This is a genomic window from Paenibacillus sp. CECT 9249 (genome assembly GCF_918697855.1).
In the GTDB taxonomy this organism is placed as follows: domain Bacteria; phylum Bacillota; class Bacilli; order Paenibacillales; family Paenibacillaceae; genus MSJ-34.
The window spans coordinates 1-17,862 of record NZ_CAKKLI010000008.1 but is presented as its reverse complement, the minus strand read 5'-3'; the positions used below and the strand labels follow the sequence as shown (position 1 = coordinate 17,862).

Here is a 17,862-nt window from a genome sequence, read left to right as displayed (position 1 = left end):
CGGAACCGCTCCTTAGCTCCCGCGTTTCCGCAATGCATCCGCGAAACGTTTCGTAATCAATTGAGGGCGGGTGATGGCGCTGCCTACGACGACGTACGCCGCGCCGGCGTCCATTGCCTTCACGGCATCGTCCGGGTTCCAAATGCGCCCCTCTGCAACGACCGGAACACGAACCGCCCGGCTGAGCCGAGCGACCAAGTCCAAGTCCGGCCCTTCCTGTTGACGGCTGTATGGCGTATAACCGGACAGCGTCGTACTGATATAATCCGCTCCGAGACGTTCGGCGGCCACCCCTTCCTCGTAGGTCGAAATATCCGCCATGACGGCTACGCCCGCTTGCCGGGCATACGCGATCATTTCGCTTACGCGTTCCAGCCGGTTTTCCCGATCCGTCACATCCAGGGCCATGATATCGGCTCCCGCTTCCACGATCGCCTTCACTTCTTCCATCGTCGGCGTAATATAAATTTCCGATCCCGGAATGTCCCGTTTGATCAACCCGATGACGGGCAAATCGACGTATCGCTTAATGCCGCGAATATCGTCAACGCCGTTGGTGCGTATGCCGATCGCGCCCGATTGGCGGGCCGCCAGCGCCATTCTAGGCATGACCTCCGCGCCGAACAGCGGTTCGTTCTCCAACGCCTGGCAAGAAACGATCAACCCCGGTTCTCCTAACTTCATTACCGATGTTCTCATTATCCATCCACTCCTATCGCATTAATAGCCATTCATCCCGCATTATTTAACCGCGCCCATCGTCATTCCTTTGACCAAATGCTTCTGCACCGCAATGCCGAATACGAGCATCGGCAGCATGACCAGCGTTCCCGCCGCCGTTAACGGCCCCCATTCGGTGCCTTGGAACGTCATGAACGAAGTGATCAAGACGGGCAATGTTTGCGTTTCCCGGCCGGTCAACACAAGCGCGACCAAAAATTCATTCCACACCAGCAGCATGGACAATATAAACGTGGCGGCGATTCCGCCCCGGGCAACCGGGACGATGACCCGATAAAACGCGCGAAACTCCGTACAGCCGTCGACAAAGGCCGCCTCGCGCAGTTCATTCGGAATATCCTCGAAAAAGGTAAGCAGCATTAATACGACAAACGGCAAATTCATAAGCATATAGACGAAAATAAGCAGCAAGTACGAATCCGTTAAACCGACCTTAACCGCGATAAAATAGACAGGCAGCAGCATTAAGATCGGCGGCGCGATTCTCGCGCTCAGTATGAACGTAATCCATTTCGATTTGCGCCGAAAATGAAAGAAAGCCAGCGCATAAGCGGTAACCGTTCCCAATATAAGGCATAGCACGGTGGACACGGTCGATATAAAGAAGCTGCTTCCGAACGCCTTGAAAAAATCCGATCGATTGAAGACGTTGTCGAAATTGTCAAACGTCGGCGTAAAAATGAAAACGGGAGGCAAGGCAAAGGCATCCTTATAATTTTTCAATGACGTCAAGACCAGCCATACGAACGGCATCATGAAAAACAGCAGAATCACGATCGTGCCGATGTAAAACAACGACCCTTTTGCAGCGCGCATTCGAATCCCCCCTTCCTATCCTCTTGTCTTCGCTGTCATCGATTTATATAAAAAGGTGAACACGAACGTAAGCAAAACGGTAATCGATAAATTAATGACGGTCGCATAGCTCAAGTTGAAATTGTTAAACCCTTGAATATACGCGTACATATTGGCGGTTTCCGTCGCGAGCGAAGGACCGCCCCGCGTCATGACATAGATGATATCGAACGTCTTGATGCTGTCCATTAGGCGCAGCAGCAACGCAACCATTAATGCCGGCTTTAACAGCGGCAGGACGACGCTCCGAAACGTCTGCCAAGCATTGGCCCCGTCGACCTTCGCCGCTTCCAGCGGCTCGCCCGGCATCGCATCTAGAGCGGAAGCCATAATCAGGAACACGAACGGGGTCCACTGCCATACGTCGGCAATGATGACGGAGAACATCGCCAAATCGACGCTGCCCAGCCAATCATGCTTATTCCCCAAGCCGAGGACGCCCAAATAATAGTTGACGATCCCTGCGTTCGGATCGTAGAAGATCCGCCATATCAAGCCGGAGACGACCGGAGTCATAATCATCGGAATGAGCATGAGCGCCCTGACCAGCTTTCGTCCCGGGAATTGGCGGTTGAAATAGAGGGCGATCGCCAAACCAAGCGCCAGTTCCGCGAATGTCGCGATGAAAGAAAATTGCAGCGTTTTGCCGACGGAAGCCCAAGCCCGTTTGTCTTGGAATAAATCGAATAAATTCGACAGGCCTACGAACGAAAAGGTTTGTTTAATCATGCTGATATTATGAAGGCTTAAATAAACGGAATATCCGAGTACCATGACCGAGAATAGAATCAGAATCAGTATGCTCGGCATCAACCAATAACGCTGGCTTCTATGCATTCATCTCACTTCCTTACATGAGGGTCAAGGCCTGGTTGCGGCGCTCGACCCTCATTGATTCGTCGTTAGTTCGCTTCCAGCAGCCGATTGTTCAGATCGTTCGCTTCCTTAAGCGCTTCCGCCGGAGGCGTATGTCCGGTCAACGCCTTGGAGATCGCCACGCCCGTATTGTTGATCATTTCATTCGCTTGGGCGATTTGCGGCAAATAGTCCGTATTTCCATTCTCGATCGCTTCCAGCATCGCATCCTTGAAGGCGCCGAATTTATCGATAAACACTTGCTCTTTCATCGCGCTAAGCGAAGTGACGCCGGCGTTCGGATCGATCGACATCGACTTGACCTGCTGCTCTTTCGAAGTCGCCCAGCTCATGAACAGCCAAGCCGCTTCCTTATACTTGCTGTCCTTCGACAGGAAGATGCCGTGCACCGTTAAGGTGGAAGCGCCGCCTTTCGGCTGGTCCGTCTGCGTCGGCACCGGAGCATACCCGACATTGCCGACGATCGAGGACTCCTTCGGGTCTTCGTTAAATGCGCCGTTGACCGTCGCGTCGATCGTCATCGCCGCTTTTCCTTGCTGGAACAGCAGCCTGTTCTCCTGCCAACCGAAGTTCGCTACGCCTGTAGGCCCGTATTTCGTGAGCAGTTCACGGTAAAATTCGAGCGCCTTGACCGCTTCCGGCGACGCGATATCCGACTTGCCCTGTTCGTTCAGCCATTGGCCGCCGAAGCCCCATAGGAATGTCGACCATACGTATACGTTCTGAATTCCTTGTTCGCCCCGCAGCGTAATGCCGGCGATTTCCCCGTTGGTTTGTTCGTGAATCGTCTTGGCCGCATTCATAAGTTCGTCGTACGTTTTCGGAACTTGCAAGCCGTATTTTTCAAACAAATCTTTGCGGTACATCAAAAAATTGCTCTCGCCGTATACCGGCAAACCATAGCTTTGACCGTTCACTTTCATCACGTCCAAATATTTGGGCACGAAATCTTGCGCGTCGTAATAAGCGGTCAACGACTCATTCTGCATGAACGAATCGAGCGGCTCGACATAACCTGCGTTGACATACCCGATACCGTGCACCATATCGTCCATGACGACATCATAGCGCCCGGAACTGCTCGAGAAGTTCATTAACGCCTTGGATGTCAAATCGCTGTAAGGAACGATTTCCAAATTGACCTTAATGCCGGTTTTCTCCTCGAATTCGGGCAGCATTTTTTGCATCGCGTTGCTCGTCGGATGCCCTTCGAGCAGCACGCTGATTTGCTGTCCCTTATATGGCTGGTCCGCAGCGGCATTTCCTTCGCCTTCGCTACCGCCCCCCGCGTTTCCGCCCGATTGGCCGCAGCCGGCCGCGGCAAGCGATAAAGCGAGCAGAAGCAATGTAATCCATTTCGTCGATCTTGTCATCATAACCCCTCCTGGCAAACGTTTCGAGATAGGCACATCCGTTATGATCTTACTTCAACCGGGCGTCCGGTTCGCAAAGACTCTTCCATGCAATGCGCAATATATACCGCGCGATAAGCTTCTTCAACCGAAATCGGCAACGGCTCGTCATGGAGTACGGACATCGCGAATGACGTCAGCTCTTCCTTCATAATGCCGGTCATTCTTCCGTACATTTCCACTCCGTATGCCGTATCTGGATACGTAAATCGCGTATTCGAATGAATTGAAATGTTCTGTTTGACGATATCGACATTCAGAGCGCCTTCCGTTCCCGTAATATCCAATTTGGCGTCCAGTTCCAAATGATGCTCCGGCAGCACCCAGCTCGTCTCATAATTGCCTACCGTCCCCGATGCGAATCGAAGCGTCGTTAGCGTAGCGTCCGATACGCCGAATGAGGCCAGTCTTTCCTTCACGCTTACGGCATATACCTCCACGATTTGATCTCCGGTAATCCACTCGATCGCATCGATATCGTGAACGCCCAGAAACATAAGCACGGAGGTGCGTCCTTTCAGGCGCTGTCCGTTGGCGAATGAATTGTTCCGTCTGGCGTACAGATGGAGCGGCTTGCCGATTTTGCCCCCGCGGACGGCCTCGTATGCCCGGTAATAGCGCGGGTCCCAGCGCAGCGTATGTCCGACCATCATCTTAATGCCGGATTGCCGGACTCGCTCGACAATTTCCTGCGCTTCGCGAATATCGGACGCAAGCGGCTTCTCCATCAATACATGCTTGCCGGATTTGCAAGCGAGCATAGCAAGTTCGTAATGTTGATCGTCCGCCGTGCATATGCTGACCGCGTCCAGGTCCGGCATTTCGAAAACCGCCTCGACCCGATCCGCGGCAACCGTTCCGTACTGCGCCGCAATCCGTTCGGTCAATTCCCGGTTAATATCGTAAACGGCCGCCAGTTCCACATTCGGCATTTCGGCATAAAGGCGCGTATGCGATTGGCCCATGACGCCGAGTCCGATCACGGCAACTTTCATTGTGTGCATCATGCTTTATCCCCCTCGGTAGTCGTCTTGGCGCCCGATAACAGCTGTTATCAAGCGCTTACATTTGCATTATAAAATTGGCGCGGCGGATAAGAAATGCACAAAACCTATGACTTCATTCACATATTTTCAATTCGACGTCGCGTTATATCGCCATCGTTCACTTTTTTTGGATGCGTTTTCATTATTTTAAGAAAAAAGAGATCCCCAAATTAATGTTTGGGGATGGCATGTTCGTTCCCTTTCAGTTGGAACTGCATTCGATATTGTTGCGGGCTAAGGCCGATCAACTTTTTGAACACTCTGCCGAAGTAATTGATGTTGTCGTAACCCACTTTTTCGCCGATCACATAAGCCGGCCAATTCGTTTCGCGCAAATATTCGACCGCCTTCTCGACGCGAATGTTGTTTATATATGCGGCAAAGCCGACTCCCGTCTCCTTTTTGAACAAATAGCTTAAATAGCTCTCGCTCATATTCGCCATGCGCGCGGCTTGCTTCAACGACCAGTCTTCCGCGTAGTTTTGTTTCATCTGCAAAATGAGTTGTTGAATTTCTTCCCGGTATGTCTTCTTTAACGCCTCTCTGGCACGGTCCGCGGCATCGTCGATCAACCGGTCGAACCAGCGCTCGGCTTCGTGCAGTTCCTGAAAAGCGATCACTTGTTTATATAGCGGCTCCCCTTCGCCTTCGGCGAATAAAGCTTCATCGAATTTCTTGAGTCCGGCTTGCAAATGATGCAGCAGCGCAAGGCAAATTTGAATACTAAGATCGATCTGGCGCCTGTTCTCCCGCATGCTGCCAAGTACCCGGCCGACGATCCGTTTCATGCCCGTCTCGTCCAACAATTCGATCCGGTTCCGCAATTCGCGTTCGTCTTCTTTCGTGAATAACGGTTCGCCGTTCTTTGTTGATAACTCCGTTTCCGCCGCGTACCGGTACACCTTCTCCGTCCCTTCGTAAAAATACCTCTCCAACGCTTGGCGCGCCTGCCAATATGCTTTCTTCAATCCCGTTCGATCCGCAAAAGGTTCGCTGACGCCGATCGAGACGGATGCGGCCAGAAACCGTTTCAAAGCGCTCACGATGTCGCCGCATAGGCCTTCGACAATGCCGTCCTGTTCAGGGAGCGGCTCCTTGATCGGAATGAGCAGCAATACGGTATGGTCGTTATAAGGCAAGGCGTACCCGTGCAGCCATTTGCGCATCTCCAGCTCGGCCAGATCGATCAAGGTATGAAGCTCCAACGGTTCGCCGGCGGAATTCGGCGGCTGCGGGTGCACGCGCAGCAACAGCAGCATATTGTTGGCGGCTAGCGGTATTTCCTTTTCGTCCTCAGCGATATCCCGGTCGCTTCCCGCAACGCCCTGCGGCGTATCTTGCGAATCTTCCCCGATCCAGCGGTGGATCGTCTGGGCGAGCCGGTCGCGTCCCTCCGATTCCTTGCGCTGCTGGCTGCGGATCGGGCCGGCATCCGCTTCCTCCCGTTCCGCCGCGATTTTATCCGCCGTCTCGAGCAGCAGCGCCAGCAGTTCCTCCGGCTTCATCGACGCTTTCAAAATATAGTCATCCACGCCCAGCTTCATCGCTTGACGCAAATAATCGTATTCGTTATGGCTGCTCAGCACGATAATTCGAATGCCCGGGTCGCTCCGCTTGATCGCTTGTATCAATTCCAAGCCGTTCATATTCGGCATGACGATGTCCGTCAGCACAATATCCGGTTTCGTTCGGCGGATCAGGTCGAGCGCCTCGGCGCCGTCGGGCGCATCGCCCGCATATTCGAACCCGTGCCGGTTCCAATCGATCACCGATCGAATTCCGAGGCGAACGAGAATTTCATCGTCCGCCAAAATCACTTTCATTGGCCTCATATTCGCCGCTCCTTTCCTTCGTCGCTTTGCAAGGCAGCTTCAACGTTACGGTCGTTCCCACCCCCGGGGCGCTTTCAACGCTTAATCCGTACGGAGCGCCGTACTGGAGCCTGATCCGGTCGTGGACGTTTTTCAAGCCGATTCGATCCGTTGCCCCGCCTTCCGGGCCGAAAGATAAGGAAGCCCGAATGCGATTCAGCTTCTCTTCATCCATTCCGACACCGTTATCGCTAATTTGTATCGCCATATGTCCTTCCCGCTTTTCCGCGCGGATCGCAATTTCGCCCATCCCTTGCAACCGCTCGATCCCATGCCCGATGCTGTTCTCGATGATCGGCTGCAGCATAAATTTTATCGCCTGCATTGAGAGGAGTTCATCCGGAACGTCGATCGTAACCGATAATTTTTCATTATATTTCATTTTCATGAGCGAAGTATAATTGCGAATATAATCGAGTTCCCGCCGCAAAGGAATCAAGTTCTCTCCCCTGCCGAGCGCCGACTCCATAATTCCGCCGAGATTTGACAGCATGTCTCCCACTTCGCGGTCGCCCCGGATATAAGCCATCCATTTGATATTATTGAGCGTATTCAGTATAAAATGCGGGTTGATTTGCGCTTGCAGCGCTTGAAACCGCAGTTCCTCCTTTTGCTGGTACTGTTCTTTCAATCGTTGAAGCAGTTCCTTGATATGCCGCAGCATTTTATGGTACGTGCCGGCGAGCAGCGCGATTTCCTTCGGACCTTTGACGAACGCGATCCCGTCAGGATCCTGATTTTCAAAATCGAGCATTTTTTTGCCGAGCAGCTTGAGCGGTTTCGAGATATTATACGATATCGTAAGCGTAATCAAAATAAAAATGACGAAAATAACGACCGTAATCATAATGTTCGCTCTGCGTATATCGAAGATTTGTTTAAACACTTTATCGTAAGGGATCACTTGAACGATTTTCCAACCGGTTTGCTGAATCGTGCTGTAATTGACGATCCATTTCTCCCCGTCCCTCTCCATAATCGTTTGCCCTTTCGCATCCGTCCAATCCGCGGCGCTTGCCATCTCCCGCGAAGCCGGCGTTCCGATCTTCGATTCATCCGGTCCGGAAATGACGATGCCGTCTTGATCGAGCATATAGGCCGCCCCGTCCAGCTTCGTTAAATATTTGGCGATATCTTCCTCGCTGACGCTGAACAGCAGAACGCCGATCGGCTTTTTGGTATAAGGGTCGAAGACGCTTTTGGCAAGCGAGATTACCGGGCTGGCGTCGGCAAACGTATAGTTGTCCCCATACAACCAAATCAGCTTCCCGGGCTCATTGACGAGTTCGGCGTACCAAGCGGATTGCGTCAACTCTTGAAATTTCGCCTGTTCCGTATAGCGGCTGCTGAAAAAATGACCCTTTCCGTCCAACACCGCCACATATGCCGTAAAATTATAATACGTTAATTTCTGGAGTATATTTTGTTTGATTTGCAGCCATTCGTATTCGTTCATTTGCTGCGGGCGATTCAGCATCTCGACGATCTCGCGGCTTGCCGCCAACTCCGTTGCCATCTTGAACATGTCTTGCATCACGACATCCGCGTTCATATTGACCAGAGACAAGGCGTCCTGCGAAGAACTGCCGATCTTGCCTTCGATGACAGCCTCCAACGGCCTGTCGATATAATAGAACGAGATCAGGAACGGAACGACCAGAAAGAATATGATCGAGAAAAAGATGTTGCTGCGAATGGACCGCCTTTGCCCCAAAACGCTTATAATACGGTTCATGCTCTGCTCCCCTTTGTTGTGAAAGCGTTTTTAACCCATTATAGCATTCGGTTGCACGAAACCAATTGGAAAAATTTCCGGGCGAAATCGGGAGCATAACGAAAAACACGCAATCGGGATCCATTCTTTCCCTCGAATTGCGTGTTTCCTTGCAAGATCATATACTGGACCGGCAAACTCAACTCGTTTCACTCGACCGCAAGGCGGACAGGACAAACCGAATGATGTCTTCCGCCAAATGCTCGGGATCCAATTCGTACATCGGGCTCCAAAACGATTCGTCATAATGAAACAGGATCGAGTTCAACACGAACATCGTCGTATGGGACAATGACCGGTACTCGAATACGCCTTGTCCCTTGCCCTGAATAAGAAAATCCTTAAGCTTGCCCCATATCGGGAAAACATAGCTGCTCGGCACTTTTGCGCGCGGCGAACGCATCAATATTTCATGTTGAATAATACGTATGATTTCCGGATTATCGAGCCGGAAGCGGATGACCTCCCGCATAATGGTACGAAGTCCGTTCACCGGATCGTTCGCGAATTCATCCAATTCTTTCAATCGATCTACAGGTAAAAAAGCGTCGAATACGGCGGAGAACAAATTTTCCTTCCCTCCGAAATGATACGACACAAGCGCCACGTTGGCCCCCGCCTCCTCGCAAATTTGCCGGACGGTCGTGCCGTCGTATCCGTTCTGGGCAAACATGTTGCGGGCCGCATACAATATGCGGGTCTTGATGTCCAAATCCGTCTGCGCCATAAGACGCCTCCTTCATTCCATAATCGATTCCGAACCTTACACCGCGGCGGAAGGTTCGGCTTGTATTGTCGTTCGCCGGCCGCGAATCGCAACGCCGAGCAAGCCAATGACGGCGCTTACGAGCAAAATGAGTCCGAGATAGCCAGCCGCCGATTGAACGCCGGGACCGCCGAACAGCAAATTCATTTGTCCTTCCACCGCATAGGTAGCGGGCAAAAACCCGCTTATCGAACGGTAAAACCCGGATAACAGTTCTGTGGGGACTAATCCGCCGGAAGCGACAAGCTGGACCGACAACGCCAAAATATTGAACAGCATGCCTCCCATGCCAAATAACAGCAAAAACATCTGAGCCACAAACAAAAACGTGACCATGACAAGCGATTGAAACGCCCAAACGGAGACGAATCCGTGCTCCATCTGTCCTCCAAAGGCCCAAAATAACGTGCAGCCGACCAAAGAGGCAAGCACTGCCACAATCGTATTTATCATACCACGTACGGCAAATCGTTGCCAACGGCCGATATGCGGCAAAGACCTCGAAGATTGCTCCATGTTCATGCCCATGATCATAGCCCCGACGAACGAGGCGAGCACCAGCATAAGCGGAGCCATCTGGTTGTTCATGCCGCGTACGGGATGATCCGCCTGAAGCTTGGAGGCGACGCGCTCGGACAATTGCCGCCCGATGATCTGCGCTTGGTCTGCCGGCATGTTCCCTGCGGTGCCGGCCCATTGCGCGATCGCCATCGATACGGCCTCCCGGTTGGCGTTCTTCGTCAGGCCGTCGGCCATGCCATGCATCATGCTGCGGATAAGCGAAGAATTTGAATCGTTCGTGTAATAACGTATCTCCGCCAGTTGATCCGGGGTTTGAAGCTGCGCCGAAAAGGACGAAAGTATGTGCACAACCATGTGCACCCGCCGCTCGTTCAAGTCCCGCCGCGCATCGTCAAGGCTTGAATAAGAAACGGCCTGCGCAGGCAATGCCTCCCGCATCCGCTCTGTCAGCACCATGCCAAATCCTTGATCCTCATTGACAATCGCCACCCGCAACTGCCTAATGTTATCCGTTATTCCGTCGTAACCTGTCGTCCATACCACACTGAAAATGATTTGAAACATAAAATGCCGACAATATTCCCGCCCACGTTGCAGGACGCCGCAAAAATTGTTTGATTGCCGCTGCCATCAATTTTCACCCTTTCTTTTTAAATTAAACAATTGTTTTAAACATTTGTTTAATTATAGGCGCAGCAAAATTTCTTGTCAATCGTATCAAGCAAGATTCGCAGATTTGCTACATATACTCTGTAGGATTTGGGTGAATTTCCGTAGCGCTTATCGCCGAAAGAAGCCAGCTTGCTGAACAAAGGGGATATCGACAGAAGAGGTGGAGGAGTGACAGGGCGCACGGCGCGACAACTGCGCATCCTCTTCGAAATAACTCCACCATTTAACGCTAAATGAAAAAGAGCTTCCGGAGCCAGTAGCAGCGCGTCTGGCAATCTCTGCATAGAAAAAGAGAGCCGAAGCCCTCTTTGGTTGCTGCGTATTCGTTTCCCGCCCCGCAGTAGCGGCATCTGCGGAGTGGCCCTAGCCTTTCAAGCTGCCCTCCGCCACGCCTTCGATAAACCTTCTTTGCAGGAACATGTAAATGATCGTAAACGGCAAGATCGAGATGACGCCCGCGGCGGAAATTTTGCTCCAGTCCGAGCTGAAATTGCCCGCAAACGTCAAATATTTCGTGGAAACCGGCTTGAGCGCTTCCGCTTGGATGAACGCGTTGGCGAAGAAAAATTCGTTCCACGTATACAAGCCCGCAAGCAGCGCAACGGTCAGAAACGCCGGTTTGGCGATCGGCACGATAATTTTCATCAAGATCATCCACTCGTTGCAGCCGTCGATCCGCGCGCTCTCGCTCAGCTCTTTCGGAATGCCGATAAAGAACGTGCGCAGAATGAAAATGTTCAGCGGCAGAAAAATGGCGCTGTATATAATAATCAAGCCAATCATCGTATTCATCAAATGCAGCTTCTGCCATACGAAGAACAGCGGCACAAGAAACATGCCGAGCGGCACGGAGACGCAAAGAAAAAGGTAGGCGAGAATCGCGCCTTTTCCTCGAAACTCCATCTTCGCCAGCGCGTAAGCGCACAGTCCGCCGGCGACGCAAATGACGGCGACGGCCGCGCAGCCGATTACAATGCTGTTCAAATACGCTTTGCCGTATTCCCCCATCGTCCAGGCAGCCGTTATATTTTCCATCGTCAAATGCGAAGGGAAAGAGAAAGGGCTCACCTGAAACTCTTCCGGCGGCTTGACCGCGTTAATGAACAGCAGCGCGATCGGCCCGATCGCAAACAGGAGTACGAGTATCAGAAAAAAATGACGGGATAACGTTGTAAACCAGCGCTCTGCCATTATACTTCCCAGCCCCTTTTTCTTAAATATCCGAACGCCGCGATAATGATTCCGCTAAACAAGGCCAATGCCAGCGCGATGGAACTCGCGTATCCCGGGGCCTGGTTTTGCAAGGCTTCCTTGTACATGTACGTCGCGATCAATTCCGTCGCATTCCCCGGTCCGCCGCCTGTCATGACGTATACGTAGTCGAATGCGGCAAACGACCAAATCATCGTCATCATCATAATGAGCAGCAGCGTCGGCCGCAGTTGCGGAATAATGACGCTCCGGAAAATTCTGAATTTCCCCGCTCCGTCGATCATGGCCGCCTCCTCCAGACTGCGGTCGGTTTGGTGGAAACCGGTCAAAAATAAAATAAGCAAAAATCCCCAGTACCGCCAACCGTCGACGAAAGCTACGGAAAAGAGAGCCTTGTCCGGATCGCCCAGCCATAGCGGAAGATTCGTAAACCCCCACCCTTCCAACACTTTGTTGATACCGAAGAAAGGATTATAGATCCAACTCCAAATTTTCGCCGTTACGACCGTCGAACAGATATAGGGCAGAAAGAACGTCACCCGGTAAAACATCTGCCCCCGCCGCACGCGCGTGAGCAGCACGGCGACAATCAAGCTGAACGCGACCGGGATCGTACAGAACAACAACAGCCACATGAAGTTGTTTCCCAGCGCTTTGTAAAACGTAACGTCCTGGATTAAGTTGGCGAAGTTTTTCAGCCCGATAAATTCCGGCGGACGAATGCCGTCCCAATTGGTCAGGGATAGATAGAACGTCCCGATCGTCGGAACCGCAATGACAAAACCGATCAACAGCAGAGCGGGCAAAACGAACAGCCAAGGCAGCAGCGATTTTCGTTTCGGCCGGTGTCCGGATGTCGGCTTCGAAGACATTGAAACCATATCAGCCATATGCACGCACCCCGTTAAATGAAAGTAAAGGGGAGATAAGCTCCCCTTTGAAAAGCCGGGAGCGTACGCCCCCAACCCGTTTATTCCGTAAATTCGTAAACTTTGCCGCTTGCTTTATCTTCTTGATACGTCGATTCCATCTTATCCATGTAAGATTTCAAATCCATGCCGTCCAAGAAAACCGCTTCGATATTGTCGTAGGAGTACACTCTTGTCTGCGCAGGCCAGAATGTCCAGGACAAATAGCCGGTTGCATCGCGTTTGCCGTAATCGTCAAGCAATTCGGACACTTCGATGTAATGCTTGTCCAGATCCGGGATCGATTTCAAATCGAGATTTTTAATCGGCTGCAGCCCCATCGCCACAACGCCTTTGGCTGCAACTTCCGGTTGCGTTACATAATCGAGAAACTCGGCGACGGCATCCGGATGCTTGGAGTTTTTGTTAATGCCGTATGCGATACCCAAAGCCAGAGGCAGGTTCGTTTCCACGCCTTCCTTCCAGGACGGCATCGGGAATATGCCCCAATCGAGGTCGCCCGCTTTCGTGCTAAGCGTATTGAGCAGCCAGCTTCCTTCCATCTTCATGGCCGCTTGGCCGGACAGGAACAATGTGGTTGCATCCTCGCCGGTAATCGCATGCGATTTCTTGTCGTTAATATACCCGTTTTTCCAAAGATCGACCAGTTTTTGCACCGCTTCCGTCGATTCCGGACCGTTCCAAGGAAGTTCGCCCGACAGCACCTTCTTCAACGTTTCCGGTCCCAGCGTGGCGTTATAAGCCATCGACAGCCACCATTCATTGGCGCCGCGGTAATCCGATGCGCCGAACGCAAACGGAATGATGCCTTTTTCGGTCATTTTTTTGCAAAGCTCAACGAGTTCTTCGTAGCTTGTCGGGATTTCCCATCCGTTTTGTTCAAACAGCGTTTTGTTGTAATACACGAATTCCGTTTCGTATTTGCCCGGCAAGCCGATCATGCTGCCTTCCACCGTAACGGGCGGATAGGCCCAAGGAATGAAACGCTCGTCCCAACCGTATTGTTTGCTGTATTCGTCCAACGGCACGAGATAGCCCGCTTTGGCGAACTGACGCAGCGTCGTCGTTCCGTCCGTCGTAATAATATCCGGACCTGCTCCCGCAGCCAGTTGGGATTTCGTAATTTGTTCCGGATCGGCGTTGTAAGTAACATTGATTTTAATATCCGGATGCTGATCTTCGAACGGTTTAATAACGTCGTTCTCGAAATACTCTTTTCCGTATTGGTTATGAAGGTACCAAGTGATCTCCTTCACTTCTTGCTTGCCTTCGGTTTGACTGTCGGCGTTCCCCGCTTCTTTGCCCGCGTTGCCGCATGCGGTCGCCGCGATCAAACTGCAGCTAACCAGCAATGTGGCGAATACTTTTGTCGCTTTTTTCATCATGAGCCTCCCCTTTGCTTCTATACGTTGTTGATTTTTTGAAACACCTTGTAACTGCGCTCGGCGCACTCGGAGATCGAAATCGGATGGAAGCCGGTTATTTCCGCGTACAGCGTATCGTTCAGCTTCGCCGTCCAATGCTCAGGCAATTTCTTCGCTCCGAGAATGGCGCCCATAATGGAACCGACGGTCGCTCCGTTGCAATCCGTATCCCAGCCCAGTACCGCGGTCGTGATCGCACGCTCGAAATCGCCTTGGGCAAATACGAGCGAGGCGGCGCATAAAGCCGCATTATTGATTGTATGAACCGGATTGTACTGTTTGTAGGATTCCCAAATTCGCTCCGCCATCTCGAGCTGGCCGGTAGAGTTCTTCGCAATGTCCACCGCATGCCGCACCGCGCTCGCCAACCGGCAGTTGGCCGGAATTTCGCTAAGCCCGATTTCGACAATCCGCTCGGGATCGGTTTCAACAAACGACGCGGCGATCATCGCTCCGACGAACATCTCGCCGTAAATGCCGTTTTTCACATGGGAGAACGATGCGTCCCGCCAAGCGAGCTCGGCTGCAAGCTCCGGATTGCCGGCCGCGCCGTACGCGAATCCGTCTACGCGGATTTGCGCTCCGATCCATTCGCGGTAAGGGTTCAAATAATGGCGGACCCACTCCAGTTTCGTCTGCCAATCGCTTGGCCGTTCCGTTTCCAGATGATGCGTTACTTTGGCGAAATTGAGATAGGATTGCGTCTCGGCCGTACACATTTGCGCATACGTTAACTTTTGGTGCCATAGCTTGCCGATATCCCAGCTATCCCAATCCGTCCCCTTTTCCTCGAGCAGCGAAAGAGCGAGCACGGTATAACGGATATCGTCATCGCTTTCCATATAACGGATATTTTCAAGCTGGCTTTTTTCGCCGTAAGGCGCCAGTTCCAGTCCAAGCTCCTGTTGCGCTCTTGAACGCCCTGGCGTATAATCGCGAATCGGCCATGCATCGGCGCCTTCAAACCAGAGTTTTACGTTTTTCCATCCAGGATTCCCGCCATGACCTTCCAGAAAATGCATGCTTTCAAGCGGTTTGCCGAGCGCGCAGCCTACCGAACGCCCGAGCCATGCGCCGTAAAACTTATCCCGCAATTGCTCGTCGCTTGCATTCAAGCGCAGCTTGCGCGGCCCTTCAGGCCGTGCGGCTCGGATGGCCTGCAAATCATTCGGCTCGGAATAAGGAAAATCGGGGGATATCGGTAAATCCCTCAACTCCTCGTAGATGGACATCAGCTTCATCTCGTCCTGGCCGGAGGCTTGCAACTTTTCCGCAAATCCGGAAGTGTCGGCACCTTCTTCTTCTCGCTGTTTGATCTCTTCACGCACTAACGCGTAAAGCGAATCCCATCCTGCCATGATGTGCCCCCCGTTCATTTATGTTGCAGTATTATAATCCGACTTCTTAAAAATAAATCCATTCCCATTGTAAGTGATTTCCATGGGCCTTTCTTCACATTATTCGATTATTCATTCTTAAAAAGGGCTAATTTTGAGGATTGTTCTCTGTAAACCTGCGGAGGCATCCCGACAATTTGTTTAAATGCGCGGTAAAAAGGGGCATGGCTTTGGAAGCCGCTTTGATGCATGACATCGACGATCGGCAATTCCGTGCTGACGAGCAGCCTTTTCGCTTCGTTGATTCTAAGCTGGAGCAAATATTGCTTGAAACCTCCTCCGAGCTTTTCGGCGAATAAATGACGCGCGCGCGACGGGCTCAATCCGAGCATGGCAGCGACGCTATTGAGCGTAATCGGTTCTCGAAATTGCTCCTTCATATAATCCAGAATCGGCTTCAAACGATAGTAGGACATTAAGGCCTGGTTCCAGTCTTTAAGCGATATGGCGGTGTCGTAATGGCGAAGCAGCAGGGCGCAAATCTCCAAAATTTTGCTATGCATCATCCCTTGGTACCCGCGGCCCTTATTCCGATACTCTTTCCATAAATCTTGAAACAGGCTTCCGATTTGACCTGCGACAGGCAGTTCTCCGGAAATTTTATTCTCGAAATGTTTCGGCCAATAAACGAAAGGCAGCAGCAAATCGGGGTCTACCTGTTCGATAATCATCGCATCGAAATAGAGGAATAAATAATTGCTCGGATTGTCCGGATGCGAAGACGCCGCATGCCACTCCAAATTATTGACGACGAACACGTCGCCCTGACGAACCGAATACGACTTATTCCCGAAATAAAACGTCCCGGTTCCGGACAGGCAATATCCGATCTCCAAATGATCATGCGTATGAAACGGGTCGATATGCGTCGTCGGAGACCATTCGAATATGTCGATTAGCAGCTTTCTTACCATGGCAGAAACCTCTTCTTCCATTGATATGCGAGTTCAAAAAGTCAACTTCCCGGCACGTGAAGGTTGCGAGAACCCGAAGCCCATGCTTCCGAAGCGAGTTTTGCTACGCAAAACTTTCAGAAGGAGCGGAATGTGTGCAAAATCTACATGAGCACCTGAAATGTTTCCGGAGGAAACATACTTCTTTAATTGGAAGCTCTTCGAGGGTGAACGCAAGATTTGATGTCGAGTTTTCTCTCCTACTTGCTTTTTGATCAAAAGAGGACCTTTTGAACTACCTCTTGAAATAAGTTTTATTATACAACAAAACCGAACAGGCCCGTCATGAGGCGAATGGCCCGAATGGACCGAAACCGTTGGGGCGGCCGCATAAAGCCTGCAATTTACACCCTTTCGCTTTGTTGTTGCTCTGCCGAGGAAAATTGCTGCAAATCGAGTCAATTTCAAAATACCGCTGGCGCGCTGGCGGCTGACGACCCATCGAGCGAGCTAACGAAACGTTAACACGCTAATGCCTGCTAAATCACCTTGTTGCTGGCGCAACGAAACTGAAACACGCTAATGAGGGGAAAAAGGCGGTAGACCCGCCGATTTCCATGGAATAACGATACCTATTTTCGTTAGGATTGGAACGTCGTCGTTTTAGGCCCAATAAGGATTGTCGGTTTCGTTAGCACTAAACAAGGAGTGTAGATCCGCGCGGATCGACTTCGAAATATAGGAAGGCATCCCCTTTATATGCGCAATCAAGCCACCTACATCAACGGTGGCGAATTATGAAATTGACTGAATTTGCATTTTCCATCTATTCATTCAAGTATGAGCAGTTATCGGTATAACATTCATCCGCTTTTGCAAGTTTTTCCCCGGAGCCGGCGGTTTCGGTCGTGAAAGCCTGCACTTTCGCAGCACTTTCGCAGGTTTTGCCGTTCTGCGAGGCGTTTTGCTAACTCGCTAGCGCTGTATCGAATGTATTACTGGGTCTCGGCGTCGGCGAATGGTTCCGAAGAGAGGGTCATAGGTAGCGGATTTGGGAAGGTCTTACTTTCCCCCATAAGTGCTGTTTAGGCGGAGTTAGCGTATTTTGAGGCATGGCGTTGCATTAATTTTAAAACGGGTTGCGATGATGAATCAGCATAGGCATGACAAAATGTAGGCGAAATATCATACAAAACGAGGGACGCATACATCGGATCCGTCTATTTTGTTCGAAATTTCATACACGGATCGCGATTTTAGCCCCGATCCTTGCAGAGGTAGGTGAAAAATCATACAAAACTAGCGACGCATGAGTTGAAGTCCGTCGATTCTGTTTGAAATTTCATACAAATCCCCCATGGCCTGACGACCATCGCCATAAATGAAAATAGAGTTGCAAACTGTATCCGTTTTTGGGGTAATTAATATGGGCAGATCATAGGTCGAAAGCTTTTTGGTGTATCAATACCGTA

At 51.3% G+C, this 17,862-nt stretch carries 14 protein-coding genes; all 14 read right to left on the bottom strand.

Annotated elements, in window-relative coordinates; all coding sequences use genetic code 11:
• Positions 1–12: 12 nt before the first annotated feature.
• The 14 genes from LQ229_RS08890 to LQ229_RS08825 all read right to left on the bottom strand — a co-directional run bounded on the left by LQ229_RS08890 (position 13) and on the right by LQ229_RS08825 (position 16,411).
• A complete protein-coding gene (locus LQ229_RS08890; protein WP_216541226.1) occupies positions 13–699 on the bottom strand; it encodes an N-acetylmannosamine-6-phosphate 2-epimerase in 687 nt (228 codons plus the stop codon).
• Between the two features lie 42 nt (positions 700–741).
• Positions 742–1,557 (bottom strand): carbohydrate ABC transporter permease, encoded by an 816-nt coding sequence (locus LQ229_RS08885; RefSeq protein ID WP_230191501.1) that lies wholly within the window; start codon positions 1,555–1,557, stop codon positions 742–744.
• A gap of 15 nt (positions 1,558–1,572) precedes the next feature.
• Positions 1,573–2,433: a sugar ABC transporter permease gene (locus tag LQ229_RS08880; RefSeq protein WP_216541228.1), complete on the bottom strand. Its 861-nt coding sequence runs from the start codon at positions 2,431–2,433 to the stop codon at positions 1,573–1,575.
• Positions 2,434–2,498: 65 nt separating this feature from the next.
• On the bottom strand, positions 2,499–3,845 hold the full coding sequence (locus LQ229_RS08875) for a sugar ABC transporter substrate-binding protein (RefSeq protein ID WP_230191500.1): 1,347 nt from the start codon (positions 3,843–3,845) through the stop codon (positions 2,499–2,501).
• A 41-nt stretch (positions 3,846–3,886) separates the two neighbouring features.
• The gene (locus tag LQ229_RS08870) at positions 3,887–4,891 is read right to left on the bottom strand and encodes a Gfo/Idh/MocA family oxidoreductase (RefSeq protein ID WP_216539706.1); all 1,005 of its coding nucleotides are present in this window, start codon (positions 4,889–4,891) and stop codon (positions 3,887–3,889) included.
• A gap of 209 nt (positions 4,892–5,100) precedes the next feature.
• Complete coding sequence (locus LQ229_RS08865; protein ID WP_230191499.1) at positions 5,101–6,753, bottom strand: response regulator; 1,653 nt, start codon at positions 6,751–6,753, stop codon at positions 5,101–5,103.
• Positions 6,728–8,536 (bottom strand): sensor histidine kinase, encoded by a 1,809-nt coding sequence (locus LQ229_RS08860; RefSeq protein ID WP_216539704.1) that lies wholly within the window; start codon positions 8,534–8,536, stop codon positions 6,728–6,730. The genes LQ229_RS08865 and LQ229_RS08860 overlap by 26 nt, the downstream gene beginning before the upstream one ends.
• Positions 8,537–8,714: 178 nt before the next feature.
• Positions 8,715–9,302: a TetR family transcriptional regulator gene (locus LQ229_RS08855; protein ID WP_216539703.1), complete on the bottom strand. Its 588-nt coding sequence runs from the start codon at positions 9,300–9,302 to the stop codon at positions 8,715–8,717.
• A 36-nt stretch (positions 9,303–9,338) separates the two neighbouring features.
• On the bottom strand, positions 9,339–10,427 hold the full coding sequence (locus tag LQ229_RS08850) for an ABC transporter permease (protein ID WP_230191498.1): 1,089 nt from the start codon (positions 10,425–10,427) through the stop codon (positions 9,339–9,341).
• Between the two features lie 471 nt (positions 10,428–10,898).
• Complete coding sequence (locus tag LQ229_RS08845) at positions 10,899–11,726, bottom strand: carbohydrate ABC transporter permease (protein WP_216539701.1); 828 nt, start codon at positions 11,724–11,726, stop codon at positions 10,899–10,901.
• On the bottom strand, positions 11,726–12,637 hold the full coding sequence (locus tag LQ229_RS08840; RefSeq protein WP_230191497.1) for a sugar ABC transporter permease: 912 nt from the start codon (positions 12,635–12,637) through the stop codon (positions 11,726–11,728). Before LQ229_RS08840 ends, LQ229_RS08845 begins: the two co-directional genes overlap by 1 nt.
• A gap of 80 nt (positions 12,638–12,717) precedes the next feature.
• Positions 12,718–14,058, bottom strand: a complete 1,341-nt coding sequence (locus LQ229_RS08835) for an extracellular solute-binding protein (protein ID WP_230191496.1) — start codon at positions 14,056–14,058, stop codon at positions 12,718–12,720.
• A gap of 20 nt (positions 14,059–14,078) precedes the next feature.
• A complete protein-coding gene (locus LQ229_RS08830; protein ID WP_230191495.1) occupies positions 14,079–15,458 on the bottom strand; it encodes an ADP-ribosylglycohydrolase family protein in 1,380 nt (459 codons plus the stop codon).
• A 107-nt stretch (positions 15,459–15,565) separates the two neighbouring features.
• Positions 15,566–16,411 carry an AraC family transcriptional regulator gene (locus tag LQ229_RS08825; RefSeq protein WP_230191494.1) on the bottom strand — a complete coding sequence of 282 codons (846 nt, stop codon included), beginning with the start codon at positions 16,409–16,411 and terminating at the stop codon, positions 15,566–15,568.
• Between the last annotated feature and the right edge of the window lie 1,451 nt (positions 16,412–17,862).

Coding starts and splice junctions, on each gene's coding strand:
- LQ229_RS08845 (WP_216539701.1), bottom strand. CDS start 11,726: ATGGCAGAGCGCTGGTTTACAACGTTATCCCGTCATTTTTTTCTGATA.
- LQ229_RS08870 (WP_216539706.1), bottom strand. CDS start 4,891: ATGATGCACACAATGAAAGTTGCCGTGATCGGACTCGGCGTCATGGGC.
- LQ229_RS08860 (WP_216539704.1), bottom strand. CDS start 8,536: ATGAACCGTATTATAAGCGTTTTGGGGCAAAGGCGGTCCATTCGCAGC.
- LQ229_RS08875 (WP_230191500.1), bottom strand. CDS start 3,845: ATGACAAGATCGACGAAATGGATTACATTGCTTCTGCTCGCTTTATCG.
- LQ229_RS08835 (WP_230191496.1), bottom strand. CDS start 14,058: ATGAAAAAAGCGACAAAAGTATTCGCCACATTGCTGGTTAGCTGCAGT.
- LQ229_RS08825 (WP_230191494.1), bottom strand. CDS start 16,411: ATGGTAAGAAAGCTGCTAATCGACATATTCGAATGGTCTCCGACGACG.
- LQ229_RS08840 (WP_230191497.1), bottom strand. CDS start 12,637: ATGGCTGATATGGTTTCAATGTCTTCGAAGCCGACATCCGGACACCGG.
- LQ229_RS08890 (WP_216541226.1), bottom strand. CDS start 699: ATGAGAACATCGGTAATGAAGTTAGGAGAACCGGGGTTGATCGTTTCT.
- LQ229_RS08855 (WP_216539703.1), bottom strand. CDS start 9,302: ATGGCGCAGACGGATTTGGACATCAAGACCCGCATATTGTATGCGGCC.
- LQ229_RS08830 (WP_230191495.1), bottom strand. CDS start 15,458: ATGGCAGGATGGGATTCGCTTTACGCGTTAGTGCGTGAAGAGATCAAA.
- LQ229_RS08850 (WP_230191498.1), bottom strand. CDS start 10,427: ATGTTTCAAATCATTTTCAGTGTGGTATGGACGACAGGTTACGACGGA.
- LQ229_RS08880 (WP_216541228.1), bottom strand. CDS start 2,433: ATGCATAGAAGCCAGCGTTATTGGTTGATGCCGAGCATACTGATTCTG.
- LQ229_RS08885 (WP_230191501.1), bottom strand. CDS start 1,557: ATGCGCGCTGCAAAAGGGTCGTTGTTTTACATCGGCACGATCGTGATT.
- LQ229_RS08865 (WP_230191499.1), bottom strand. CDS start 6,753: ATGAAAGTGATTTTGGCGGACGATGAAATTCTCGTTCGCCTCGGAATT.